Origin of the sequence: Cobetia sp. 4B, assembly GCF_018831605.1 — a bacterium.
Lineage (GTDB): Bacteria > Pseudomonadota > Gammaproteobacteria > Pseudomonadales > Halomonadaceae > Cobetia > Cobetia amphilecti.
This window is the reverse complement of record NZ_CP059843.1, coordinates 3,142,737-3,166,077: the sequence shown is the minus strand read 5'-3', so window position 1 is coordinate 3,166,077 and position 23,341 is coordinate 3,142,737. Positions and strand designations below refer to the sequence as shown.

The window sequence follows — 23,341 nt, the reverse complement described above, 5'->3', positions numbered from 1 at the left end:
CCGGCCATTTCAGATGTCCGGGGCTTTTTGGATGTGTCGGCTGCCTGCAAGGGCAGCGAGGAGACAGACATGAAGGCACTCAACAACATTCTGGCGCGGGCCAAGGCAGACCCGCGCCGTATCGTGCTCTGCGAAGGGCAGGACATGCGGGTGGTGCAGGCGGCGGTGAGCGCGGCGGAGCAGGGCCTGGCGCAGGTGATGGTGGTCGGTGACCCCATCGTCATCGCCGCCACCGCCAGAGAAGCCGGGCTTGAGGATCAGGCGCTGGCACGGCTCGAGCTGATCGACCCCGTCACCTCCGAGCACACCGCCAGGCTTGCCGAGGCGCTGCACGCGCATCGCGCGGCCAAGGGCATGACGGCGGAGCAGGCCGCCGAGAAGATTCGTGATCCGCTGACGTTCGCCAACATGCTGGTGCGCGAAGGGCTGGCGGATGGCTCGGTGGCCGGTGCCGTGCTGACCACTGCCGATGTGGTGCGCACCGCCATTCAACTGCTGGGGCTGGCGCCGGGCAGCAAGCTGGTCTCCAGCTTCTTTCTGATGATGCTGTGCAAGCCGTTCCACAATCTGAAGGGCGGGATGATCTTCTCGGACTGCGGGCTGGTGATCGACCCCGACGCCGAGGAGCTGTCGCAGATCGCGCTGGCCGCCGCCGACAGCGCCCAGGCTCTGCTCGGGGAAGACCCGCGGGTGGCGATGCTGTCATTCTCCACCAATGGCAGCGCGCATCACGCCTCGGTGGACAAGGTGGTACAGGCCGCGCATCGGGTGCGCGAGCAACGTCCGGATATCGCCATCGATGAAGACGTGCAGCTCGATGCCGCCATCGTGGCGGAAATCGCCGAGCGCAAGCTGCCCACCTCCCGCGTCAAAGGCACCTCCAACGTGCTGGTGTTCCCCAATCTGGAAGCCGGCAATATCGGCTACAAGCTCGCCGAACGCATCGGCGGCGCAGAAGCCATCGGCCCGCTGCTCCAGGGCCTCGCCAAACCCGCCAACGACCTCTCGCGCGGCTGCTCCACCGCCGACATCCTCAATGTCATTGCGGTGACTGTCGTTCAGGCGCAGCAGCGCATTTCTTGATCCCGATCGCCGCTCTTTCATCTTGCCGTATTTTTTTTACGGCAAGATGAAAGGCTGCTATGCTCATGGCATATTAATGGGAGAAAAATGAAATGCTGCATAAATTTGCTGTAAAAAACTTTCGAAATTTTTCTGAGTGGTTAAAGTTAGATTTAACTAGCCAACAATATGAGTTCAACGATAAGGCCATACATAATGGTATAGTTGAACATGGTATGATCTATGGTCGAAATGGTGTAGGTAAATCTAATCTTGGACTTGCTATGGTTGATCCAGTACTTCATTTAGTGGATTCTTCTAGTTATCCAAATACTCTTGATTATAATTATCTTCATGGTGGGCACGGCGTCGAGTTGGCTGAATTCGTTTTTGAGTTTTTAATTGACAATGTAAATGTTGTATATCGTTATGGAAAGAAATCATTGACACAGCTAGTATATGAAGAGCTGGTTATTGATGATAAGGTTGTTCTAAAAATTGATCGGCGGCAGTCGACCTTGGCAAATATTGAGTTAGCTGGGGCAGAATCATTAAAAACTGATGTAGGTGATTCCAATATTTCTTTATTGAAATATGTGAACAATAATGCATTGTTGGATGATACTGTAACAAAGCATCGCTTCGAGAAATTCCTCAAGTTTGTAGAGGGTATGGTGTTTTTCCGCTCATTGAGTGAAGTTCGTACTGGCGAGTCTGTAGGTAAAAATATTGGTGTTAAACGCCTTTCTCAAAGTATTATTGATTCAGGCTCAGTGCAAGATTTTGAAAGTTTTCTAAATAAGGCTGGTGTTTCCTGTAAGCTGATAGTTGATGCTACATCAAGCGGTGAAAAAGGTATCTATTTTGATTTTGGGAAAAATCAACTAGAATTTGGTGTTGCGGCTTCTACAGGAACATTATCATTAGGTGTTTTCTATTTTTGGTGGCTGAGGCTTAAAAACGAAGAAGTTACTTTTGCATTCATTGATGAATTCGACGCCTTTTACCATCATGCATTAGCATCCAGTATTGTTGAGAAGGTTGCTGAATCTAAATGTCAGACTATTATGACTACACATAATACCGGTGTTATGAGCAATGACTTGCTTCGTCCTGATTGTTATTTTGTACTGGACGAAGGGATTAAGTCTATAACCGAAATGACTAATAAAGAGTTAAGAAAAGCTCATAACTTAGAAAAAATATATAAAGGTATGTCTAGCTAATGGAACGTACACTATTTGTTTTTGAAGGAGAAATTCGTGAAAAAGATTATTTTAATAGTCTAAGGAGCGCTTTTTTTGACAATAGTGATGGTCATGTGTTGGTTAGCTATTGCAATGATATTTATGAGTTGTTTAGGGTGCTGTCGGAAGATGAAGATTTAGACCCATTTGAGATAATTAGAGAGCTTAACCCAGTTATACAGCAACAAGACGAATTGGCTTCTTTGAGACGTGACCAAATTAGTCAAATATATCTATTTTTTGATATGGAGCCTCGTGATGATCATTACTCTAGTGATAAGTTGTTAGATATGCTTGAGAAGTTTAATGATGAAACTGGTAATGGTAAGCTATTTATTAGCTATCCCATGGTAGAGGCTTTGAGAGACATAGATAATCATGAGGAATATCTCACCAGAACTGTTAGTTTGTCAGACTGCAATGGTAAGAAATATAAGGGGTTGACTGTTGCGAGGGGAGATAGGGTGTATCAAGATCATAGGAAAATTAGAAGATCTCTTTGGCTAAGGCTCATAGAATGTAATGTCAAGAAAGCCAATTTTATGACATGCAATGATTGTACTGTTGATGATTTTATAAATGGTCAATATCCTCTGGAGTACACGGCAGATTCGTTAGCCATAGCTAATTCTCAAATATCTAAATTCTTACCTAATGATGAGGTTGCTGTGTTGAGTGCTTTTCCAATTTTTCTAGCAGATTATTTTGGAAGGAAATTTTTCTCTTAAGGATATACCTCTTGAGGTGGCATCATAACTTGTTTTCTATGGATATATAAAAAATTAATACTGGTATGTTTTTTTAAGCACTCTGTGCTCTCACATAGCGCACTTTAATCTTTGATCACATCCCCTGATGTCGACACGCCAGCGCCATGTGATAGACGATTTCATCGGCGAGGGCGTTGTCGAGGGTGCGTTCGAGATCGATGATCAACTGGTTGGGGTAGTAGGCACTGAGGTCCAGCCCGACGCCGAGGCCGAGAATGGCCTGGCGGCCGGAGCGGGTCTGTTGCGCGACGACCTGCTTGAGGTGGCTGTCGAGGTAGTGCTCGTCATTGGCCATGTTGGTGGCGCTGTCACAGGGGCTGCCATCGGAGATGACGACCAGCAGACGGCGCGAGCCTTCGTCGGCAGGAGTGTTGTCCGCGAGCCGTGAGCAGGCCCATTGCACGGCTTCGCCATCCACGCCTTCGCGGTAGAGATCGGCCTTGAGCAGGGCGCCGAAGTTGCGGCGCGCACGTCGCCACGCCAGTGAGGCGGGCTTGAAGATCAGATACTGCACTTCATTCAGGCGGCCCGGACGCGCGGGCTTGCCGGCGCGTCGCCAGTCCTTCAGGGCGCGGCCGCCATTCCAGGCGCCAGTGGTGAAGCCTAGCACCTCGGTGGGCACACCGGCCATGTCGAGCGCGCGGGTGAGTATCTCGATCAGCATCGCCACCGCCTCGCCATGCACCTTCATCGAACCGGAGCAGTCGATCAGGAAACTGACCTGCGCACTGGCCTCGGGCACCCAGCGCTCGCGCTGGAAGACCCGCCGCTCGGCCGGCGAGGAAATCACCTGACTCAGCCGCCGCCCATCGATGATTCCTTCCTCCTCCCCGAAGTGCCATCCCTCACGCTGCGGCGAGCTGAAATGGCGCGCCAGCTGACGTGCCAGGCGCCGCACGTTGATCTTCTGCTCCGCCAGACGCGTATCCAGCGCCTGCCGATACTCGTCGAGCAGGGCCGCGCGCATGCGCCTGGCCGGTTCCAGCTCGCGGTCATAGGCCGTGGTGAACACCTGATAGGGCAGCAATTCCTCCGGCGCGCCACGTCGATGGCTCGGCAGCTGCGATGCCGCCTGCTCCTCGAGCAGACTCGCTTCCTCATCCTCGTTTTCCAGAAACAGTGCGAAGCGCTGGCTGGCCTCTGACTCGTCATCCTCCTCGCCGTCCTGCTCCTCCAGTGATTCGGCCAGTTCCTGCTCCAGCCACAGGCTGATGTTCAGCGCATGCTGCTGATAGGCCGCCTGATCGAAACGCGTGCGTCTCAGCCCCGCCATGTCAGCGCCCAGCGCCTGATAGAAGGAGGCGCGCGTCGTCTCGATGTAATCCTCCGTCTCGTGGATCACCGCACAGGCCATCAGGCGCGACCAGCACGACTGGATGACGCTGTAGATGAGGATGCCGCTGCTCGTCTCGGTCAGGCCCGCGTGATAGAAGGCCAGGCACCAGTCGGTGAAGCGCCGCGCCAGATTCTCCTTCACGCCGGGCATGTCAGGGTCGACCAGCGCCTCGACGCGCAGCTGCTCCAGCAGGTCATAGATCAGGCGGGTTTCCGGCAGCGCCGGACGCGCCGCCAGATGCAGCGCCTCGTCGGTGTGGATCAGGCGCAGCGCGATGGCATCGCTGACCGCGCGATAGTTGTCGAGCGTGCAGTCATCTTCCTCAAGGCGCAGATGCGGCGTGCGCAATGGCAGTGCCTGAGCATGCCGACTCAGGCGCCGCCCCCGATAGGCCCAGCCGGCCTGACCGCTGAGTGCCCCGAGACTCGCAGCCGAAAGCTCCTCGAGATACTGCTGACGACGGCGTACCTGCTGGGCCGCACTCATGCCCGGGCTCCCTTGTCGCTGTCCTGTTCATCCATCAGGTCGCTCTCCATCAGCGCCGCGGATTCCTCCAGTTCCTTGGCGAAACAACGCTGATAGAACTCGGCGACCAGCGGGCGCTCATGCTCATCGCACTTGTTGAGATAGGAGAGACGGAAGGCCAGCGCCGGGTTGCGGAAGATCTCGCAGTTCTCCGCCCAGGTGATCACGGTACGCGGCGACATCAGGCTCGACAGGTCGCCATTGGCGAAGCCCTTGCGGGTGAGGTCGGCCACCGCGACCATCGCGCGAATCAGGGCGCGGCCACGCTCGTTGTCCTTGGCGGGCACACGCGCCAGCACGATCTTCACCTCTTCTTCACGCGGCAGGTAATCCAGCTTGGCGACGATGTTCCAGCGGTCGATCTGCGCATGGTTGAGCAGCTGGGTGCCGTGATAGAGCCCATCCTGATTGCCAAGCCCGACGGTATTGGCGGTGGCGAACAGCCGGAACTGCGGATGTGGGCGAATCACGCGGTTCTGATCGAGCAGCGTGAAGTGGCCGTCGCGCTCCAGAATGCGCTGGATGACGAACATCACGTCCGGACGGCCGGCATCGTACTCATCGAAGATCAGCGCGATGGGGCGGGTCAGCGACCAGGGCACGATGCCTTCCTGGAACTCGGTGACCTGCACGCCGTCGCGAATCACGATGGCGTCCTTGCCGACCAGATCCAGCCGGCTGACATGGCCGTCGAGATTGACGCGCAGGCACGGCCAGTTGAGACGCGCGGCGATCTGCTCGATATGGGTCGATTTGCCGGTGCCGTGCAGGCCCTGAACCATCACGCGGCGGTTGTTGGTGAAGCCGGCGAGGATGGCGAGGGTGACATCGGGATTGAAGCGATAGGCGTGATCGATTTCCGGCACGTGGGCGTCGCGCTCCACAAATACCGGCACCTTGAGGTCACTGTCGATGCCGAACAACTCGCGCACGCCGCGCAGCTCAGTGGGCTGCAACTGGCCGGCGGGCAGCGGCTGCTCGGCAGAGGCGGCGGGGCCTGCATCGCTGACAGGGCTTGTATCACTGCTGGAAGGCGTCAAGGTGGCGTCGCTCACGGGGTGTCTCCCTCGTCATTCTTGTTGGTGGCTGCCCGGTGGACCTGTCGCGGGGAGACAGGCAAACCGGGCGGCGGCAATGCTGTGAATATAGCTTTGTTTCTAAAAATAATGCAAATCGTATCGAAATATGAGATTTGTGATTATTCATTCCCCGCAGGAGCAAGGCAGATGAGCGATACCCTGATCATTGGTGGCGGCGTGATGGGCATGATGATGGCGTGGCAGCTGGCCGAGGCGGGCCAGACGGTCACGCTGCTGGAGCGCGGCCAGTGCGGACGCGAGGCATCGTGGGCCGGTGGCGGTATCGTCTCGCCGCTGTATCCGTGGCGCTATTCGAGCGCCATCTCATCACTGTCACGGTGGTCAGAAGGCGAATACCCCAGGCTCGCCGAGGCGCTCAAGGACGCCACCGGCATCGACCCGGAATACCGCCAGAAGGGCCTGATCTATCTGCGGGTCGAGGATGAGGCACTGGCGCTGGACTGGGCGCGCACCCAGCACAAGCCGCTGGAGGTGATCGAGCGTGAGGCGCTCTACGCGCGCGAGCCGCATCTGGCCAGTGGCCATCAGCAGGCGCTGTGGATGCCGACACTCGGCAGCATCCGCAATCCGCGTCTTGGTCAGGCGCTGCGTGCGCGTCTGCTGGCCCACCCGCGTATCCGGGTGCGTGAAGAGTGCGAGGTCACCCAGCTGGTGCTTGCCACGCCATCACGTGTCACAGGCGTCCGGCTTGTTGATGAGACCGTCAGCGCAGATAACGTCGTGGTGTGTGGCGGCGCCTGGAGTGGCAGGCTGCTGGCCGCCGCCGGCGTACTGCTGCCGGTGCGCCCGGTGAAGGGCCAGATGATGGTGTTCAATCCGGTGGCGGCGGGGCTTTGCAGTGTGGATGAGCCGCTATTGTCGCGGGTGGTGTTGTGCGATGGCCGCTACGTGATTCCGCGCGCCGATGGGCGGATTCTGATCGGCTCGACCCTGGAGCATCAGGATTTCGACAAGTCCACCACCGCGCAGGCGCGCGAGTCTTTGCATTCCAGCGCCGCGAGCATTCTGCCGGCGCTGGGTGAGCTGGCGCCGGAGCATCACTGGGCCGGCCTGCGTCCGGGTACGCCGGATGGCACGCCCTTCATCGGCGCGGTGCCGGGGCTTGATGGCCTCTACGTGAATGCCGGTCACTACCGCAATGGCCTGGTGCTGGCGCCCGCCGCCACGCGCCTGCTAAGTGACATCCTGCTCGGGCGCGAGAGCTTCATGTCAGCGGAGGCCTTCACGCCACCTGGCGTGGCAGCGCCCACGGCCCTCGCAGGCTGACTCTCCCCAGGGCGGCGCTAGGGTGGCGATTGGACGGCCTTGGTACCGCATCAGCGCGGCGCAATGGGACCAGTTGGCACCAGGGCAGCCCCGCTGGTGCCAACTGGCCCAATCGGTGGCAGCCAACTGGTGCTAAAGGGCGGTGCGAGTGTCGGCGTAGTCTCGGGTCATGGCGCAGCGCTTGCTGCCGCTTATCAGCTCAACAACAAGCTCAGCCAAAAGCTCAACAACAAGCCCAACAACAAGACTGCGGAGCCCGACCCATGACTCACCAAGCCACCATCGAACTGCTGACCGCCTTCTGCGATGCCCTCAACCGTCACGACATCGACGACTGCCTGTCGATGATGACCGATGACTGTGAATTCCTCGCCATCGCCGGGCCGGAACTCGAAGGCAAGACCTTCGCCGGTCAGGACGCCGTGCGTGCAGGCCTCTCCGCCGCCTGGCAGAACGCGCCGGATGCCCAGTGGATCGACGCGGAAATCTTCGCCGATGGCGAGCGTGGCTTCGTCATCAGCACCTACACCGGTACCACCGCCGATGGCGCGCGCAGCGAAGCGCGCATGATCGACGCCTTCACGCTGCGTGACGGCAAGATCGCGATCAAGAACGCCTTCCGCAAGAACCGTCCGCCCGTCAACGTCTGAGCGCCAGCGGCGCACCGATCAGGGAAGAGGTTTCTGAAGCTGTCTTTGCCCCGGGGCAGCACGTCATGGCGTCAGGTCATGGCGTGCGCCCCGTGGGTGAGAGGAGGTGTTCGAGATGGAAACTATCGTGCAGCACGGCGCCCGGCCGTCGGACATGGGCAACGAGTCAGAGCAGCGCCCGGCCACTCAGGCCTCGCGGCCGTATGACCCGGCCTACGACCCACTGGTGAGTGCCACCCCCGGCGAAGGGCGTGACTACGCGCCGACCTACTGGGTCGCCACCGCCGGTGAGCCGCCGGCAGACGATGGCCCGGTGATGGGCGATATCGACGCCGACGTGGTGATCGTCGGCTCCGGCTTCACGGGGCTGACCGCCGCCATCGTGCTGGCCGAGAAGTACGGCATCAAGGCCACCGTGCTGGAGGCCAATCGGGTCAGCTGGGGCTGTTCGACCCGCAATGGCGGTCAGGCGCAGTGCGCCACCGGCCGCCTCAAGCGTTCGCAGTGGATCGAGCGTTACGGCCTCGAGGCCGCCCACGGCCTGCACCGCGAGTGCGTCGAGGGCATGGAGAATTTCAAGGAGCTGATCAAGGACATCGACTGCGATCCGCAGCCGGGCGGCCATCTGTATATCGCCCACCGCGAGCGCATGATGCCGGGGCTGGAGAAGGAAGCACGCCTGTTGCGCGAGACCTTCAATTACGATGCCCGCATCATCGATGGCGCCACGGTGCGCAATGAGTGGGTCGGTGATGAAGAGGCCTGCGGCGCGATGCACGAGCCGGAAGGCATCGGCGTGCACCCGGGCAAGTTGGCCTTCGGCTATCTGCGCAAGGCGCGCCGCCTGGGCGTCAAGGTGCACCCGGCAAGCCCGGTGGAGAGCTGGGAGACCCGCGATGGCGTGCACTATCTGACGACGCCGGGTGGCGTGGTCAAGGCGCGCTCGGTGGGCATGGCCACCGGCGGCTACACCTCCGGCAAGCTGCATCCGGAGCTCGACAAGCGCCTGATGCCGGTGCTCTCCAACTCGCTGGTGACGCGCCCGCTGACGGCGCAGGAAATCGAGGCGACCCGCTTCCATACCCATCAGGTGCTCACCGACACCCGCGTGCTGCGCCACTACTATCGCCTGCTGCCGGACAACCGCCTGCAGATCGGTAGTCGCAGTGCTGTCTCGGGGCGTGATGCGCCCAAGGCGCAATACGAGCAGCTGCTGATCGCCGACATGCACCGCAAGTTCCCCGCGCTGAGCGGCATCGAGGTCGATTACTCCTGGTGGGGCTGGGTGGATGTCAGCCACGACATGATGCCGCGCATCCATCAGCCGGACCCCAAGCAGAGCATCTATTACGCCATGGGCTATGGCGGCAACGGCGTGATGTATTCCGCCCAGGCGGGCAAGCGCCTCGCTCAGTGGATCGCCAGGGACGCGGCGGATCTGGTGCTGCCGATCTTCCAGTCACGCCTGCCGTATCCCAATGTGCTCAACAAGGTCGAATCCCCGCTGTTCGCACCGTTCCGTCGCACCGGCCAGCGTTGCCTGTATCGCTGGTACGCGATGAAGGATGAAGCGCAGTAGGTGTGACTCGGCACTGATGCCACGATGACCCGGATGCTCCCGCATTGATCGCGCTTCATGATCGGTGCGGGAGCATCTTTGTTATCCAGAAGATAATCATTGCGAGTTATCGTTGATTTGGAGAGGGCAGGGTTTGCCTCAGCCATGGCCGATATGGCGGCTCGCCTCGCCTTTCATATCCTCGTCTTTCATCTCCTCGCAAGGGGCAGGCTAGCTGGCGCGCTGCCGGCGTGATGGGCTGTGGGGAGTGGGCAGGGCGGGCTGAGGGGGTAACGGCTGTGCTTGTGTTTCCGGTGCGTCCGTCTTCGTTGCGTCTGTCTTCGTTGCGTCCGGCTCCGGTGCTTCTGTCTCTGCGCCCGCAACTGACGGCGCCTCGTCCATCGCCAGCGGCACCAGCGCGGCCAGCTTGAGGATGCCGGCTTCGATGCGTGATTCCGGAATCGCCGAGAAGCCGAGGCGGAAGTAGTGGCGGTGGCTGTCGCGATCGCAGAAGAAGTGCAGGTCACCGACCTCGATCAGGATGCTCTGCTCGCGGGCGAGGGCGGCCAGGCGGTGGGCATTCAGATTCTTCGGGCCGTGCATCCAGAAGCAGGAGCCGCCGTAGGTAGCTGGCGTGCTCATCATCGGCAGATGGCGCTGGATGGCGTCACGCATCAGCAGGAAGCGCCGCTGCATCACCTGGTGCATCTGATTGATCAGGCTGTCGTGATAGCCACGCGCGATGAACAGCCCCACCGCACGCTGATTGTTGGTCGGCGGATGGCGCAGCATCAGGCGGCGCAGGGCGCGGGCCTCTCGAATCAGGGTCGGGTGCGCCACCATGTAGCCCAGGCGCAGACCGGGAGCGAGGGTCTTGGAGAGGCTGCCGACATAGATGACGCGCTTATGGCGGTCGAGGCTCTTGAGCGCGGGTGTCGGGTTGTCGGCGTAGTTGCTCTCGCTCTCGTAGTCGTCCTCGATGACCAGGAAGTTGCCGGTCTCGGCCATGTCCAGCAGCTGGCGGCGGCGCTCCAGCGGCAGGGTGATGGTCGTCGGCGACTGATGGCTGGGCGTGACATACACCAGGCGGCAGTCCTTGAGCGATTCCAGCGGCTGCATGCCCTTGTCGTCGATGGGCAGCAGCTGGATGTCATCGGTGAAGGTGCTGGCGATGTTGTACATGTCGACGTAGCCGGGGTTCTCCATCGCGAAGCGCTGACCCTGCTTGAGCAGCAGCATGCAGCTGATCCACAGCGCCTGCTGGGTGCCCACGGTGATCAGGATTTCCTCCGGGCTTGCCCAGACGCCGCGACGGGGCAGCAACCGCTGGTGGATCTGCTCGATCAGCAGCGGGTCGTCATTGTTGAGGTGGTCCACCGACCAGCTGCGAATCGACGGCACGCTCATCGAGTCGCGGCTGCATTCGCGCCAGTGCTGGGTGGGGAAGAATTCCGGGTCCAGCTGGCCATAGAGGAAGGGGTAGTCGTACTGGTGCCAGTCGCCGGGCTTCTCGATGGCGCGCTGCACAGAGGGCTTGAAGGCCAGCCGCTCATCCCAGTCGAGGCTGTCGGCCTCGATATCATTGAGGCGCACCGGCGTGTCGGCGCGACCCTTGAGAATCTCGGGATTGATGAAGTAACCGCTGCGCTCGCGGGCGATCAGAAAGCCGTCTTCCAGCAACTGCTCATAGGCCAGCATCACGGTATTGCGCGCGACATTCAGCTCGCGGGCCAGCTTGCGACTGGAGGGCAGCGCGACATCACGTGGCAGATGGCCTTCGAGAATCGCCTGGGAAATCTGCTCGCGAATCTGGAATTGCAGGCTTTCCTTGCGCGAGGAATCGAGGTGAAACAGCGGATGGCTCATGCGTGTTCTCTATTGTTTTCGCGAGCGTGTCGCCACGAGGACTTTCCAGCGGAAGTGCCCGTTTTATATGCATTTTCTGTACCTGATTGCCCCGCGGCGCGCCATCAGTGAGTGGCGCGCGGGACCCTGCCTGCCCTGAGGTGGCAGCCACCGGTATGGCTTCATTGAGGCAGACCCCCGTCGGGAGAGCAATAGCCAGCCGGGACTGGCCCCATCGATGCCGACGGACTGGTTCTATCGAGGAATGGCGCACGGGGAGAAAGTGATCTGGCAGGTACACGAAAGCACAGTTCAAGCACGACGCGACTTCACACTCCCTTTCCTGGGGCTGTAGATGAGCAGGTGATGGCAATCGTGAATGATATGAGGCGCTGCAGGATAGTGGTGCAGACGCCAGGTCATTGACGATATGAGGTGCAGTACCCCGCTCGCTATCACGCGCAGCCGTCAGGAGCCCGCAACAACAATAACGACGGGACAGACAAGATGATCGACTCGACACAGACCCTTTCAGACCTCCGCTTGCTGACTCGCACTGGCGTATCTCGCACCAGTGTATCTCGCGCCAGCGCCTTCAAGTCCACGCTGGCCATCGCGGTGACTGCCGCGAGTCTGGGCATGGCCGCTGGCGCCAATGCCGCGACCTGGAAGATGGCCCTCGGCGATGCCGCCGGCGGCACCCAGTATGAACTGGGCAAGACCTTCGCAAGCCTGGTGGAAGAGAAATCCGGCGGCGACATCAAGGTGGACCTGTTCCCCAACGGCCAGCTGGGCAGCGAGCAGGATACCGTCAACAACGCCAGCATGGGGCTCGTTGACCTGTCCGTGGTGGCAATCAACAACCTGACGCCATTCTCGCCGACCGTCGGCGTGCTGACCCTGCCGTATGTCATCCACGGCCCGGACGATGCCAAGGCGCTGACGCAAGGCAAGATCGGCGATGAGCTGCGCGAGAACACCTTGCGCGATTCCGGTATCCGCATTCTGGGCTGGGCCTATTCCGGCTGTCGTCGTCTGACCAATTCCAAGCAGGCGGTCGCCTCGCCGGCAGACCTGGAAGGCATGGTCATCCGCGTGCCCAAGAACGAGATCATGATCTCCTCCTACCAGTCCTGGGGCGTCAACCCCAACCCGCTGGCGTGGTCCGAGACCTTCACCGCCCTGCAACAGGGCGTCGTCGATGGCCAGGACAATCCCTACATCACCATCGATGCCATGAAGTTCTATGAGGTGCAGAACCACGTCACCGACAGCTGTTACGTGTTCTCGATGGAACCGCTGATCATGGGCGAAGGCACCTTCCAGAGCCTCAGCGAAGAGAACCAGCAACTGGTGCTGGCGGCCGGTGAAGAGGCGACGTCGCACAGCTACGACTATCTGCTGGCCACCGAGGATTCCATCAAGAAATCACTGGTGGAAGAGCACGGCATGACCATCACCCAGCCCGCCAATGACGAGCAGGAATGGATCGCCAAGGCCTCCAGCATCTGGCCGGACTTCTATGACAGCATCGGCGGCCGCGACAAGCTGGTCGAGGTGCTCGAGACCCTCGGACGTGATCCGTCCACCGCGCCCTGATGATTCGCTGAGCTGCTGAGGCTCCAGGCCCGCCCGGATTCCCCTGCCTGCCGGCACCTGTCATGAGCATGCCAATAGCATGTCGTCGACATGTGATCGCTGGCAGGGGAGACGTGGCGTCAAGTGGTCATCGCTGGCGATGTCGGGGGATGTGTATCCATGCGGGTATTGTTGAAGTTTCTGGATAATATCGAGAACTATCTCTGCCAGTTCCTGCTGGTGGTGTTCGTCATCATTCTCTTCACGCAGATCATGCTGCGTAACCTTTTCAGCTACTCGATTCCCTGGGGAGACGAGTTGGCGACCTATGCCTTCGTGTGGTTTGCCTATCTGGGCGCCGTCTACGCCACACGCATGTCGGCGCATAACCGCGTGACCTTCCAGTTTCGATTCCTGCCGCGTTGGGTGGAAACCCTCTGCGGTGTTCTGACCGATATCATCTGGATCGCCTTCAATGCGGTGTTCATCTATTACAGCTACGACTTCGTATTCAACAAGATGAATCTGTTCTGGAAGTCACAGACGCTGGGTGTGCCGATGAAGTACTTCTATCTGATTCTGCCGCTGGCCTTTACCGCCATGACGGTGCGCATCATCCAGACCAATTATCTCAAGTTCGTGCGCAAGGAAGACATCGTGGACCCGGATTCCCAGGCAATGGAGGAATTGAAGCAGGGCGGTGACGGCCAGGCCATTGATCCACAGCCCAGTGACAGACAGGAGGGCGGCAAGTCATGATCGATTCCACCATCATCTACATCCTGTTTGGCGTCTTCTTCCTGCTGCTGGTACTGGGCGCACCGATCACCGTCTCGCTGGGTGTCGCGGCGCTGGCGACCTATCTGAGCATCGATGAAAACCCGATGGCGTTCGTGCAGATCGCCTTTACCTCGGTGGGTTCCTTCCCGCTGATGGCCCTACCGGCCTTCATTCTGGCCGGGGCGCTGATGGAAGCCGCCGGCATCTCACGACGGCTGGTCGATATCGCCGAGGCCTTCGCCGGGCCGGTGACTGGGGGACTCGCCGCCGCCACGGTATTTGCCTGCATGTTCTTCGGTGCGATTTCCGGCTCGGGACCGGCCACCACGGCGGCGGTCGGCATGCTGATGATTCCGGCGATGGCCAAGCGCGGCTATGACCGTGGCTATGCCTCGGCGATCACGGCCTCTTCCGGCGGGCTGGGGGTGGTGATTCCGCCGTCGATCCCGATGGTGATCTTCGGGATTTCCGGCATGGGCCTGCAGCCGCCGCCCGAAGCGGTGGCCATGCACGGTGACTTCCAGACACTGTCGATCCCGAAACTGTTCATCGCCGGCGTCATGCCCGGCGTGGTGATCGCCGGCTTCCTGTTGATGATCAACTACGTGATCTCGAAGAAACGCGGCTATCGCGGGCTGACCAACAGCTGGTCGTGGCCACATATTCGCGCCACCTTGAAGAAGGGCGTCTGGTCGATGCTGGCGCCCTTCATCATCCTGGGCGGCATCTACAGCGGCCTCTTCACGCCGACCGAATCCGCCATCGTCGCCATCGTCTACACCCTGATCGTCGGCATCTTCCTGCACAAGGAACTCAAGTGGAAGCCGACGCTGCGCACTCTGGAAACCACCACCTGGATCACCGGTCGCGTGCTGCTGATCCTGTTCACGGCGACGGTCTTCGGGCGGTTGCTGGTCGAGCAGCGCGTGCCGGCCCATATCGCCGAGGGCATGCTGGCGATGACCGACAACCTCTACCTGATCTGGGCGATGATCATCTTCTTCCTGCTGTTCGTCGGCATGTTCATGGAGACACTGGCCGCGATCATGATTCTCACCCCGGTGCTGCTGCCGATCATGTACATGCTGGGCATGGACCCGGTGCACGTCGGCATCGTGGTGGTCTGTGCGCTGGCCATCGGCTTCCAGACGCCGCCATTGGGGGAGAACCTCTTCGTGGCCTCGGGGATAGGCGGGGCCTCCATCGAGGAGATTTCCCTGAAGGCATTGCCGTTCGCGGCGGGCTCGGTGGCGGCCATCTTCCTGATCGCCTATGTGCCTGAAATCTCGCTGTGGCTACCCAGGGTGATGGGGTACTGAAGCGCCATCTGAACGCTAGCCCTGCAATGAACGAGGAGAAGGACGATGCCGGCAGTCAAACGAATTCTGTGTTGTGTAGGCCTGCGCGGAGACTGTGAGCGGGTACTGGCGCGCTCGGTGTGGTTGGCGGGTGCGACGGGCGCCGAGCTGCATGTGCTGCATACCGTCAAGTCACTGTCGGATGACGTGATGAACACACTCAAGGTCAACATCCGCCACAAGCCGACGCTGGAGGGTCTGATGCAGCAGCGGCTCGATCAGGCGAAGGAGAGCCTGGAAAAGATGCTGGAGGACTTCTGGAGCACCCATGACAACGGCGACCCGCGCCCGGTGATCGCCGGACTGAATGTGGTAGAGGGCTATCCGGCCTCGGAGATCATCCGCTACGCCACGCGCCATGACTGCGACATGATCATCATGGCCACCAACAAGCGCGGCTTCGTGGCCTCCTATGCGGGCAAGGTCACCAAGGGGGTGATCAAGCGCGCCAGCATTCCGGTGGTGGTGGTACCGACGCCCTGAGCCGGTGGAGAGTGACGCTTGAGGGATAGCGGTACTCAGCAAGTTGGCACATGAAAAAAGCTCGCCCCCGCAGGCACTCACTGTCTGCGGGGGCGAGCTTTTTGGATCATGGCCCATCTTCCGCGTGGCTCAGGTGTCACCCGGGGCTGGGCGGGATCACCTCATGCGTCATGTGCGCACAAGGCGCGCGGCTCAGAGCGTGCCTTCCAGCTCAGTGGCGATCTGGCGCATCAGCGGCGCCCACTCCAAGAGGGAGTCGATGGAGTGGCGCAGGCGCGGCGCGTGGATCGCCAATGTCGCCTGGATCTGGCCGACCTCATCGAAGACCGGCACCGCGATGGCGACCATGCCCTGGATGAACTCCTCATCATCGGTACTCAGCTGGTTGCGCGCCACGGTGTCGAGCGCCTCTTCCAGCGTGGCACGCGAGGTCAGGGTGCAGGGCGTGTGTGCCTCCAGCGCCAGATGGGCGAGCAGGGCGCGGCGGCGATGCAGCGGCATCAGCGCCAGAAACAGCTTGCCGCTCGCGGTGCAGTGCAGCGGCAGGCGAGAACCGGGCGCCAGCTGGATGCGCACCGGCCAGTTGGTTTCCACGCGGTCGTAATACATCACTTCGTGGCCATCGAGCAGCGTCAGGTTGCAGGTCTCGCCGACTTCCTTCGCCAGCCGTTCCAGCAGGACACGGCGCGGCACCTTGAGGCCCTCATTGGCCAGAGCGCCCAGCGACATGCGCCGAAAGCGCGGGCCGGGCAGCAGGTGACGGCCATCCAGATCACGGCTGATCAGCTGCTGTTCTTCCAGCTGCTTGAGCAGGCGATGGACGGTCGGCTTGGGGATGTCGAAGCGCTTCTCGAGGTCGGCGGCGCTGACGGCGTGCTGGGTGGTGACGATTTCTTCCAGCAGGCCGAGTGCGCGAAAGAGCGTCGAATTGGTGGGCGTGTCTTTGCTCATCTAGTGTCCTCATCCTGCTGTCGGGCGCATGTCACTCTGGGTGACCGGGGCCGACAGGGGCAGGGTGGCAAGGCGTCAGTGCATCGATTCATCACGGCAGCGGACCCCTTGGCGAAGGCTGCCCTGATGAGACGAAGACAGCCCCTCGCGGGGCTGTCGATGAGGCTAGTGTTACAGGTTTACCAGGAACAGGGAAAGGGAAGGCACCAGGCAGATGGCGAGCCAGCAGGCGATCAGCGCGATGAAGTAGGGGATCACGTACTTGACCAGTCTGACGTAGGAAATGCCGGTGATGCTGCTGGCCACGTACAGGTTGAGCCCGAAGGGTGGCGTGACGAAGCCGATGGCGGCACCGACCAGGAAGATGACCGAGAAGTGAATCGGATCGACCCCGGCCTGCTGGGCGATGGGCGCGAGAATCGGCGCCAGGATGATCGTCACCGGCAGGCTTTCCAGAATCATGCCCGCCAGCAGGATGATCAGCATGCAGGTGCCCAGCGTCAGGTAGTAGTTGTCGATGCCACTGAGCATCTCGCTCAGCGCCTGTCCGGCACCCAGCACCGACAGCAGCTGCTGCATGACCACCGAGATGGCGATCAGCGGTGCCAGCATGCCGGCGATCTGACCCGAGCGCAGCATGATGGTCGGCAGCTTCCTGAGGCTGATCTCGCGGGTGATCAACAGCCCCGCGATCATGGTGAAGCCCACGGTGATGGCGGCGGCTTCGGTCGGCGAGAACTTGCCCGAGTAGATGCCGTAGACCACCACGCCGATGGTCGCGAAGCCCAGATAGGCCTTGCGCGCCAGCCTGGCGCTGACACCGGCCTTGAAGGGCTGCAGCTGACCCCAGCCATTCTTGCGCGCCACCAGATAGCAGGCACCCATCATCGCGACCACCATCAGGGCGCCCGGCACCATGCCGGCGATGAACAGGTCACTGATCGACAGGTTCATCATGAAGCCGTAGACGATGAAGATGATGCTGGGCGGAATGATGATGCCCACGGTGCCGCCGGAGGCCGCCGTGGCGGCGGCGAAGCGTTCGTCATAGCCGTTCTTGACCATCTCGGGCTGCATGATCGAACCGATGGTGGCGGTGGTACCGGCGTTGGAGCCGGAAATCGCCGCGAACAGCCCGCAGGCGCCGAGGGTCGACATGCCCATCCCGCCGCGCATCCAGCTCAGCGTCGAGTAGGCGAAGTCGGAGAGTCGCTTGGCGATGCCCGCCGCGTTGATCAGGTCCCCCGTGAGGATGAACAGCGGCAACGCCAGCAGGCCGAAGAAGCTCAGCCCCTGGAAGAGGGTGACGCCGACATTGGCCAGCGTGAAGTCGATCACCAGACTGGTGCCGACCACCCACAGGCCGATGACGAGGAAGATGGGCACGCCGAGCAGGAAGAAGGCGGTCACGCCCGCCGTGATCAGGGAGATCCAGATACCGTCTGTCATGCTGACCTCCTCAGTCCATGATGGACGGTTGCAGGTTGAAGGAATCGCCGCGGCGATAGCGCGCCCAGTCGGCGTAGAGGTTCTGCAGTACGCGATAGATGATCATCACCCACGCCAGCGGCGTGGCGAGGTAGAACCACCACTGCATGACGTTGTCGGTGCCCGGCACGATGGCGTAGTTGTCATAGGCCAGTGTCACCTGGGTGGTGGTGAAGTAGATCACCATCAGCCCGAAGCCGATCCACAGCACGGCATCGAGGATCAGGCAGGCGAACTGGCCACCGCGCGGCAGCTTCATGCGTATCTCGTTGAGGCTCAGGTGGGTGCGCTTCTTGACGTTGAGCGAGGCGCCGAACCAGGTCAGCCACAGGAACAGCAGCACGGGAATGCTGGTGCTCCAGGGGGCCTGCAGGCCGAAGAAGAAGCGCCGGATGACTTCGACGAAGATGATGCCGGCCATGCCGGAATAGGCGATCAGTATGACGACCTGTTCCAGATGGGCGTCCAGCCACAGGAAGGGACGCGCCCAGGGCGCGGCCTTCTTGAGGGCAGGTTGCTTGGTCGGTTGGCTGAAGATGGTGGTATCGCCCATTACCCCCTCCACCAGCGCTGCGGCTTGACGTTGACGGCGGCGACATCACGCGGAATCTCGCGCGCGACATCATGGATTTCCTGATAGATATCGAGACCACCGGACCACTTGTTGAGGCGTTCGCGCCACTGCTCCCACGGCTCGGGATTGAATTCCGGCGAGCACATCTGTTCGGCGCGTGAGCGTTCGGCGTCCGACAGCGGCGCCACGCGCACGTTGTTCTCGGCGAAGACGGTGCCGGCGGCGGGGTGCTCGGTGGCACCGACGATCTCGAAGCGCCCGGCCTCGTTCATGCCCTGGGTGAAGATCTGCGCGCAGTAGGCGGACTCCATCACCTGGTCCTGCAGCTCGGAACCGAGGCTGTCGAACTTGGGCAGGCTCATGCCTGTGTGTTCGGTGCCGGCGAAGAAGCGCAGATCGACCGCCTGGGACACCACCGGTGCCATGCCGGCGTAGGCCACGGCGCTCATCCAGGTCTCGGCGCCATCCAGCAGGCCCTGACGCAGGCCATCGAGGGTCTCTTCCCAGGCGACCGGCACCGGGTTCAGGCCCAGCTGCTCCATCGCGATGCGGCCCATCTGGGTGCCGGTGACGCGGTTCTTGGTGCCCTTGAGATCATCGATGCTGGTGACTAGCGGTTTGTCCTGCCACTTGAGGCCGAGCATGATGCCGCGCAGGTCACAGTGGGTGAACAGGAACTGCAGGTTGTGGCGCTGGCGCAGCGGTTCGCGCAGCAGCTGCTCACTCTTCTTGTGATAGAAGAAGTGGAACATCGAGGCGACGGTGGGGAACATGTAGGCGAAATCGAGCACGTTCAGATACGGCGCGCTGCCCGAGGAATTCTGGGTGGAGGCCGAGTAGATATCGACGATGCCCTGCTGGGTCTTGCCGACGCAGTCCAGCTGGTTGCAGACCTCGTTGCTGCCCATGAACTCGACGCGAATCGCGCCGTTGGTGCGCTCTTCCAGGTCACGCGCGAAGAACAGCTGGCCGGATTTCTGGATATCGAGATTGCGCTCATTGAAGCCCGAGGCACCGAAACGCAGCTGGAACTTGGGCGCTGTCTTGTAGCGTTTCTGCTGCTCCTGGTCGGCGGCGCGCGCCAGCGTGGACGCGGTGAGACCTGCGCCGAGGCCGGTGGCGGCCAGCAGGGTCGAGGTCAGACCGAAGCGACCCGAGATGTCGAGGAAGTCACGGCGTGACAGCTTGCTGAGTGGCGATGGCATGGTAGTGCTCCCGGTATTGTGTTTGCTTTTGTGGTGGGATGCAGGCCTGGCGGCCGGGAAGTGATGTCGTATCACTCGCCCTGTGTTGGCGTTGTTATGGGTCTTGCGGTGCGGGGCTTGCTTCCGCTGCTTGTCTGGCAAGCCGTTCGTTGATCACTTCTTTAGCCAAGTGATTGTTTATCCGTCCTTATTTGCTGTCCTTATATGCCCGTCTTTATTTGTCAGGCGTTTTCGCAGTGCCTGTTCAGAGCGTGTCTTTTTAGAGAGTGTCTGTTCAGAGCGTGCTGGGCCGCTTGTCAGACATATCCGCTATTTCTTCAAAGCCACTCCAAAGTCTCTTCAAAGTCTCTTCAAATTCTCTTCAGAGTCTCCTAAAGCCCTTTTCAGTCTCTCCTCAGCACGTCTCCAGAGCTCATGAGCCCTGCTTCTGGCCTCTCTGGTGACTGCCATTGATGGCGGTCTGTGTCGTTCTCGCTAGTTCGTCTTACATAGTTGGTCGTATAACGAGACGAAAAGTACCGTTACCGGCGTTTCAAATCTCAATGTAGGGCACTTTTTCAGCTTTGGCAAAGATATTGAGACAATACGTTTCGTATTTGACGAATACCAATTTTGATACCATGATTATGAGACAATATGTCTCGATATGGTATATAAAATAATGAAAACAACACGTTACGCCAATGCCGACGCATCAGCCGCCTATGACTACATCGTGATCGGAGCGGGTTCAGCCGGTTGCGTGCTAGCCAATCGTCTAACCGAAGACCCTTCCATCAAGGTCTTGCTGCTGGAAGCCGGCGGCTCGGACTGGAATCCGTGGATTCATGTGCCGGTCGGTTATTTCAAGACGATGCATAACCCGGCCACCGACTGGTGCTATCTCACCGACCCTGACAAGGGCATCAATGGTCGTCGGCTGCAGTGGCCGCGGGGCAAGGTGCTGGGCGGTTCCAGCTCGCTCAATGGGCTGCTATATATCCGTGGCCAGCACGAGGACTACGACGACTGGGCGGCCGCGGGCAATCAGGGCTGGGACTACGCGTCAGTGCTGCCGTACTTCCGCAAGTCGGAGTGTCAGGCGCGCGGCGCCAACCAATGGCACGGCACCGATGGGCCGCTGCATGTCTCTGACCTGCGCCTCAAGCGCGAGATCGCCGAGCGCTTCATCGAGGCGGCGGTGGAGGCGGGGATTCCGCTCAACCAGGACGTCAATGGCGAGCGCCAGGAAGGGGTCGGCTATTTCCAGCAGACCACCTACAAGGGCCTGCGCTGCAGCACCGCCAGGGCTTTCCTGCGCCCGGCGCTCACGCGCAGCAATCTGACGCTGGTCAAGCATGCGCACTGTCGCCGCGTGTTGCTGGAAGGCAAGCGTGCGGTGGGAGTCGAGTACGAGGTGAAGGGCACGATCCACACGGCACGCGCCGAGCGCGAGGTGCTGCTGTCCAGCGGCGCCATCGGCAGCCCGCAGATTCTGCAGTGCTCCGGTATCGGTGAGCCCGAGCATCTGGCCAGTGTCGGCGTCGAATGCCTGCACGCGCTGCCGGGGGTCGGGGAAAACCTGCAGGACCACCTGCAGGTACGGCTGGTGTTCAAGACCCAGTGCCGCACCCTCAATGACGAGGTGCGTCATCCGCTCAAGAAGCTGGCGGTCGGCACCCAGTACCTCTTCACGCGTACCGGCCCGCTGACGCTGGCGGCCAGTCAGGTGTGCGCCTTTACCCAGTCGCGCGAGGGGCTGACACGCCCCGATATCCAGTTCCACATGCAGCCGTTGAGTGCCGACAAGCCCGCCGATGGCGTGCATCCGTTCTCGGCGTTCACGTCCTCGGTGTGTCAGCTGCGCCCGCACAGTCGCGGCCAGGTGCGCATCACCAGCGCCGACGCCAGCATCTATCCTTCCATCCAGCCCAACTATCTGAGCGCCGAGGAAGACCGCCGCGTGGTGGTCGATGCCATCAAGGTGGCGCGGCGCATCGCCCAGGCAGCGCCGCTGGCCTCGGTGATCAGCGAGGAGTACGTGCCGGGCGCGCACTACCAGAGCGATGAGGAGTTGCTGGAAGCCGCGCGTCAGTTCAGCCAGACCATCTATCACCCGGCGGGCACCTGCAAGATGGGCCACGATGCGCTGGCGGTGGTGGATGACGAGCTGCGTGTCCATGGCCTGCACGGCTTGCGCGTGGTGGATGCCTCGATCATGCCGGTGATCGTGTCCGGCAATACCAATGCGCCGACCATCATGATCGCCGAGAAGGCCGCCGACATGATCAAGGCCGCCCAGGTGAACATGGCCCAGGCCAGCTAGCAGGCCTTCGTGCCTGAACGACACATCGCGGCGGGGCTGCTTGCCCGTCACCGCTTGCTGGTCTTCAAGAGGAATCCGCGTGGCCACTGACAACAGTTCATCACTGCACGACACACCCACCCCGCCCACCAGCCTGTGGCGGACCCTGGAAGGGCGCGTGCGCACCATCATGCCGGGCCTGTTGATCTGCATCATCATCGCGCTGGCGACCACCTTCATCGCTGATCACTACGGCGGCCCGACGCTGCTCTATGCGCTGCTGTTCGGCATGTCGCTGCACTTTCTCTCCGAGGAGGGGCCGTGCAAGGCGGGCATCGAGTTCGCCTCCAAGACGGTACTGCGCCTCGGCGTGGCTCTGCTGGGCGTGCGCATCACGCTGGAGCAGGTCGCGAGTCTCGGCCTCGGCCCGGTGATCACGGTGGTACTCGGGGTGGTGGCGACCATCCTGTTCGGCGCGCTGCTGGCCCGCGTGATGGGGCTGGACCGCGACATGGGGCTATTGACCGGTGGCTCGGTGGCCATCTGCGGTGCCTCGGCGGCACTGGCGCTGTCGGCGGTGATGCCGCGCAACGCCACCAGCGAGCGCCACACCATCATGACCGTGGTCGGGGTGACGACCCTCTCGACCGTGGCGATGATCACCTATCCGCTGATCGTCAGGCTGCTGGGGCTGGATGATGCCGAGGCCGGCATCTTCCTCGGCGGCACCATCCATGACGTGGCTCAGGTGGTGGGCGCGGGCTACATCATTTCCGAGCACACCGGGGACGTCTCGACCTTCGTCAAGCTGCTGCGCGTGGCGATGCTGGTGCCGGCGGTGATGGTCTTCATGCTGCTGTTCCGCAGTGCGCGCCAGGCCAATGGCGATGAGGGCGGCAAGGTGCCGATGTTCCCCACCTTCCTGATCGCCTTCGTGGCACTGGTGTTGATCAACAGCCTCGGCTGGGTGCCAAGCGTCGCCGTGGAAGGCTTCACCGACCTGTCGCGCTGGTGTCTGGTGGCGGCGATTGCCGCGCTGGGCGTCAAGACGTCGTTCCAGAAGCTGGCGGTGGTGGGCTGGAAGCCGGTGATCCTGATGGTGGTGGAAACCCTCTTCCTGCTGGTGCTGGTGACGCTGTGCATCAAGTTCGGGCTGGCCAGCATCTGAGCGACTCTTGGGTGTGCTCAAGCGCGAAGGGCCTCGCCGTGACTGGCGGGGCCCTTCGCGCTTGAGGGCAGGGGGGCGTTAAGTTCGTTCAGGTCAGGCGAGTGTTCAGATCA

Annotated in this window: 19 protein-coding genes; 12 read left to right on the top strand and 7 right to left on the bottom strand. The window is 60.9% G+C overall.

Annotated elements, in window-relative coordinates; translation table 11 throughout:
* Positions 1 to 69 precede the first annotated feature (69 nt).
* The 3 genes from pta to H2O77_RS13050 all read left to right on the top strand — a co-directional run bounded on the left by pta (position 70) and on the right by H2O77_RS13050 (position 3,037).
* Entirely contained in the window at positions 70 to 1,083 is a 1,014-nt protein-coding gene (pta, locus tag H2O77_RS13060; protein WP_215823267.1) for a phosphate acetyltransferase, read from the top strand.
* Positions 1,084 to 1,175: 92 nt separating this feature from the next.
* Positions 1,176 to 2,288, top strand: a complete 1,113-nt coding sequence (locus H2O77_RS13055; protein WP_215823266.1) for an ATP-binding protein — start codon at positions 1,176 to 1,178, stop codon at positions 2,286 to 2,288.
* Entirely contained in the window at positions 2,288 to 3,037 is a 750-nt protein-coding gene (locus tag H2O77_RS13050) for a hypothetical protein (protein ID WP_215823265.1), read from the top strand. Before H2O77_RS13055 ends, H2O77_RS13050 begins: the two co-directional genes overlap by 1 nt.
* Positions 3,038 to 3,152: 115 nt before the next feature.
* Here H2O77_RS13050 and H2O77_RS13045 read toward each other — a convergent pair whose 3' ends face one another.
* Positions 3,153 to 4,901 (bottom strand): cobalamin biosynthesis protein CobT, encoded by a 1,749-nt coding sequence (locus H2O77_RS13045; RefSeq protein WP_215823264.1) that lies wholly within the window; start codon positions 4,899 to 4,901, stop codon positions 3,153 to 3,155.
* Positions 4,898 to 5,995: an AAA family ATPase gene (locus tag H2O77_RS13040; RefSeq protein WP_240548604.1), complete on the bottom strand. Its 1,098-nt coding sequence runs from the start codon at positions 5,993 to 5,995 to the stop codon at positions 4,898 to 4,900. The genes H2O77_RS13045 and H2O77_RS13040 overlap by 4 nt, the downstream gene beginning before the upstream one ends.
* 171 nt (positions 5,996 to 6,166) lie before the next feature.
* On the opposite strand from H2O77_RS13040, the gene thiO reads away from it, so the two are divergent.
* From thiO to H2O77_RS13025, 3 genes are all read left to right on the top strand, one after another.
* Entirely contained in the window at positions 6,167 to 7,306 is a 1,140-nt protein-coding gene (gene thiO / locus H2O77_RS13035) for a glycine oxidase ThiO (protein WP_215823263.1), read from the top strand.
* Between the two features lie 263 nt (positions 7,307 to 7,569).
* The gene (locus H2O77_RS13030; RefSeq protein ID WP_054555520.1) at positions 7,570 to 7,956 is read left to right on the top strand and encodes a nuclear transport factor 2 family protein; all 387 of its coding nucleotides are present in this window, start codon (positions 7,570 to 7,572) and stop codon (positions 7,954 to 7,956) included.
* Between the two features lie 115 nt (positions 7,957 to 8,071).
* Complete coding sequence (locus H2O77_RS13025; RefSeq protein WP_197738684.1) at positions 8,072 to 9,535, top strand: FAD-binding oxidoreductase; 1,464 nt, start codon at positions 8,072 to 8,074, stop codon at positions 9,533 to 9,535.
* Between the two features lie 210 nt (positions 9,536 to 9,745).
* On the opposite strand, the gene H2O77_RS13020 is transcribed toward H2O77_RS13025, so the two are convergent.
* A complete protein-coding gene (locus H2O77_RS13020) occupies positions 9,746 to 11,380 on the bottom strand; it encodes a PLP-dependent aminotransferase family protein (protein ID WP_215823262.1) in 1,635 nt (544 codons plus the stop codon).
* 486 nt (positions 11,381 to 11,866) lie between these two features.
* On the opposite strand from H2O77_RS13020, the gene H2O77_RS13015 reads away from it, so the two are divergent.
* The 4 genes from H2O77_RS13015 to H2O77_RS13000 all read left to right on the top strand — a co-directional run bounded on the left by H2O77_RS13015 (position 11,867) and on the right by H2O77_RS13000 (position 15,558).
* Positions 11,867 to 12,958: a TRAP transporter substrate-binding protein gene (locus tag H2O77_RS13015; RefSeq protein WP_240548603.1), complete on the top strand. Its 1,092-nt coding sequence runs from the start codon at positions 11,867 to 11,869 to the stop codon at positions 12,956 to 12,958.
* 159 nt (positions 12,959 to 13,117) lie between these two features.
* The gene (locus H2O77_RS13010; RefSeq protein ID WP_215823261.1) at positions 13,118 to 13,696 is read left to right on the top strand and encodes a TRAP transporter small permease; all 579 of its coding nucleotides are present in this window, start codon (positions 13,118 to 13,120) and stop codon (positions 13,694 to 13,696) included.
* Positions 13,693 to 15,036: a TRAP transporter large permease gene (locus tag H2O77_RS13005; RefSeq protein WP_197738683.1), complete on the top strand. Its 1,344-nt coding sequence runs from the start codon at positions 13,693 to 13,695 to the stop codon at positions 15,034 to 15,036. The genes H2O77_RS13010 and H2O77_RS13005 overlap by 4 nt, the downstream gene beginning before the upstream one ends.
* A gap of 45 nt (positions 15,037 to 15,081) precedes the next feature.
* Entirely contained in the window at positions 15,082 to 15,558 is a 477-nt protein-coding gene (locus H2O77_RS13000; RefSeq protein ID WP_043331347.1) for a universal stress protein, read from the top strand.
* A 192-nt stretch (positions 15,559 to 15,750) separates the two neighbouring features.
* On the opposite strand, the gene H2O77_RS12995 is transcribed toward H2O77_RS13000, so the two are convergent.
* From H2O77_RS12995 to dctP, 4 genes are all read right to left on the bottom strand, one after another.
* The gene (locus H2O77_RS12995; RefSeq protein WP_043331346.1) at positions 15,751 to 16,509 is read right to left on the bottom strand and encodes an IclR family transcriptional regulator; all 759 of its coding nucleotides are present in this window, start codon (positions 16,507 to 16,509) and stop codon (positions 15,751 to 15,753) included.
* Positions 16,510 to 16,680: 171 nt separating this feature from the next.
* Positions 16,681 to 17,958 (bottom strand): TRAP transporter large permease, encoded by a 1,278-nt coding sequence (locus H2O77_RS12990; protein ID WP_054555518.1) that lies wholly within the window; start codon positions 17,956 to 17,958, stop codon positions 16,681 to 16,683.
* A 10-nt stretch (positions 17,959 to 17,968) separates the two neighbouring features.
* Positions 17,969 to 18,550, bottom strand: a complete 582-nt coding sequence (locus tag H2O77_RS12985) for a TRAP transporter small permease (protein WP_215823260.1) — start codon at positions 18,548 to 18,550, stop codon at positions 17,969 to 17,971.
* Complete coding sequence (dctP, locus tag H2O77_RS12980; protein WP_215823259.1) at positions 18,550 to 19,776, bottom strand: TRAP transporter substrate-binding protein DctP; 1,227 nt, start codon at positions 19,774 to 19,776, stop codon at positions 18,550 to 18,552. Before dctP ends, H2O77_RS12985 begins: the two co-directional genes overlap by 1 nt.
* A 661-nt stretch (positions 19,777 to 20,437) precedes the next feature.
* On the opposite strand from dctP, the gene H2O77_RS12975 reads away from it, so the two are divergent.
* Both H2O77_RS12975 and H2O77_RS12970 read left to right on the top strand, forming a co-directional pair.
* Positions 20,438 to 22,081 (top strand): choline dehydrogenase, encoded by a 1,644-nt coding sequence (locus H2O77_RS12975; RefSeq protein ID WP_153636308.1) that lies wholly within the window; start codon positions 20,438 to 20,440, stop codon positions 22,079 to 22,081.
* A 79-nt stretch (positions 22,082 to 22,160) separates the two neighbouring features.
* Complete coding sequence (locus H2O77_RS12970) at positions 22,161 to 23,228, top strand: YeiH family protein (protein WP_225347067.1); 1,068 nt, start codon at positions 22,161 to 22,163, stop codon at positions 23,226 to 23,228.
* Positions 23,229 to 23,341: the final 113 nt, after the last annotated feature.

What these genes read in the sequence shown, in the direction of transcription:
- pta (WP_215823267.1), top strand. Translation starts at nt 70, where the DNA reads ATGAAGGCACTCAACAACATTCTGGCGCGGGCCAAGGCAGACCCGCGC.
- H2O77_RS13055 (WP_215823266.1), top strand. Translation starts at nt 1,176, where the DNA reads ATGCTGCATAAATTTGCTGTAAAAAACTTTCGAAATTTTTCTGAGTGG.
- H2O77_RS13050 (WP_215823265.1), top strand. Translation starts at nt 2,288, where the DNA reads ATGGAACGTACACTATTTGTTTTTGAAGGAGAAATTCGTGAAAAAGAT.
- H2O77_RS13045 (WP_215823264.1), bottom strand. Translation starts at nt 4,901, where the DNA reads ATGAGTGCGGCCCAGCAGGTACGCCGTCGTCAGCAGTATCTCGAGGAG.
- thiO (WP_215823263.1), top strand. Translation starts at nt 6,167, where the DNA reads ATGAGCGATACCCTGATCATTGGTGGCGGCGTGATGGGCATGATGATG.
- H2O77_RS13030 (WP_054555520.1), top strand. Translation starts at nt 7,570, where the DNA reads ATGACTCACCAAGCCACCATCGAACTGCTGACCGCCTTCTGCGATGCC.
- H2O77_RS13025 (WP_197738684.1), top strand. Translation starts at nt 8,072, where the DNA reads ATGGAAACTATCGTGCAGCACGGCGCCCGGCCGTCGGACATGGGCAAC.
- H2O77_RS13020 (WP_215823262.1), bottom strand. Translation starts at nt 11,380, where the DNA reads ATGAGCCATCCGCTGTTTCACCTCGATTCCTCGCGCAAGGAAAGCCTG.
- H2O77_RS13015 (WP_240548603.1), top strand. Translation starts at nt 11,867, where the DNA reads ATGATCGACTCGACACAGACCCTTTCAGACCTCCGCTTGCTGACTCGC.
- H2O77_RS13010 (WP_215823261.1), top strand. Translation starts at nt 13,118, where the DNA reads ATGCGGGTATTGTTGAAGTTTCTGGATAATATCGAGAACTATCTCTGC.
- H2O77_RS13005 (WP_197738683.1), top strand. Translation starts at nt 13,693, where the DNA reads ATGATCGATTCCACCATCATCTACATCCTGTTTGGCGTCTTCTTCCTG.
- H2O77_RS13000 (WP_043331347.1), top strand. Translation starts at nt 15,082, where the DNA reads ATGCCGGCAGTCAAACGAATTCTGTGTTGTGTAGGCCTGCGCGGAGAC.
- H2O77_RS12995 (WP_043331346.1), bottom strand. Translation starts at nt 16,509, where the DNA reads ATGAGCAAAGACACGCCCACCAATTCGACGCTCTTTCGCGCACTCGGC.
- H2O77_RS12990 (WP_054555518.1), bottom strand. Translation starts at nt 17,958, where the DNA reads ATGACAGACGGTATCTGGATCTCCCTGATCACGGCGGGCGTGACCGCC.
- H2O77_RS12985 (WP_215823260.1), bottom strand. Translation starts at nt 18,550, where the DNA reads ATGGGCGATACCACCATCTTCAGCCAACCGACCAAGCAACCTGCCCTC.
- dctP (WP_215823259.1), bottom strand. Translation starts at nt 19,776, where the DNA reads ATGCCATCGCCACTCAGCAAGCTGTCACGCCGTGACTTCCTCGACATC.
- H2O77_RS12975 (WP_153636308.1), top strand. Translation starts at nt 20,438, where the DNA reads ATGAAAACAACACGTTACGCCAATGCCGACGCATCAGCCGCCTATGAC.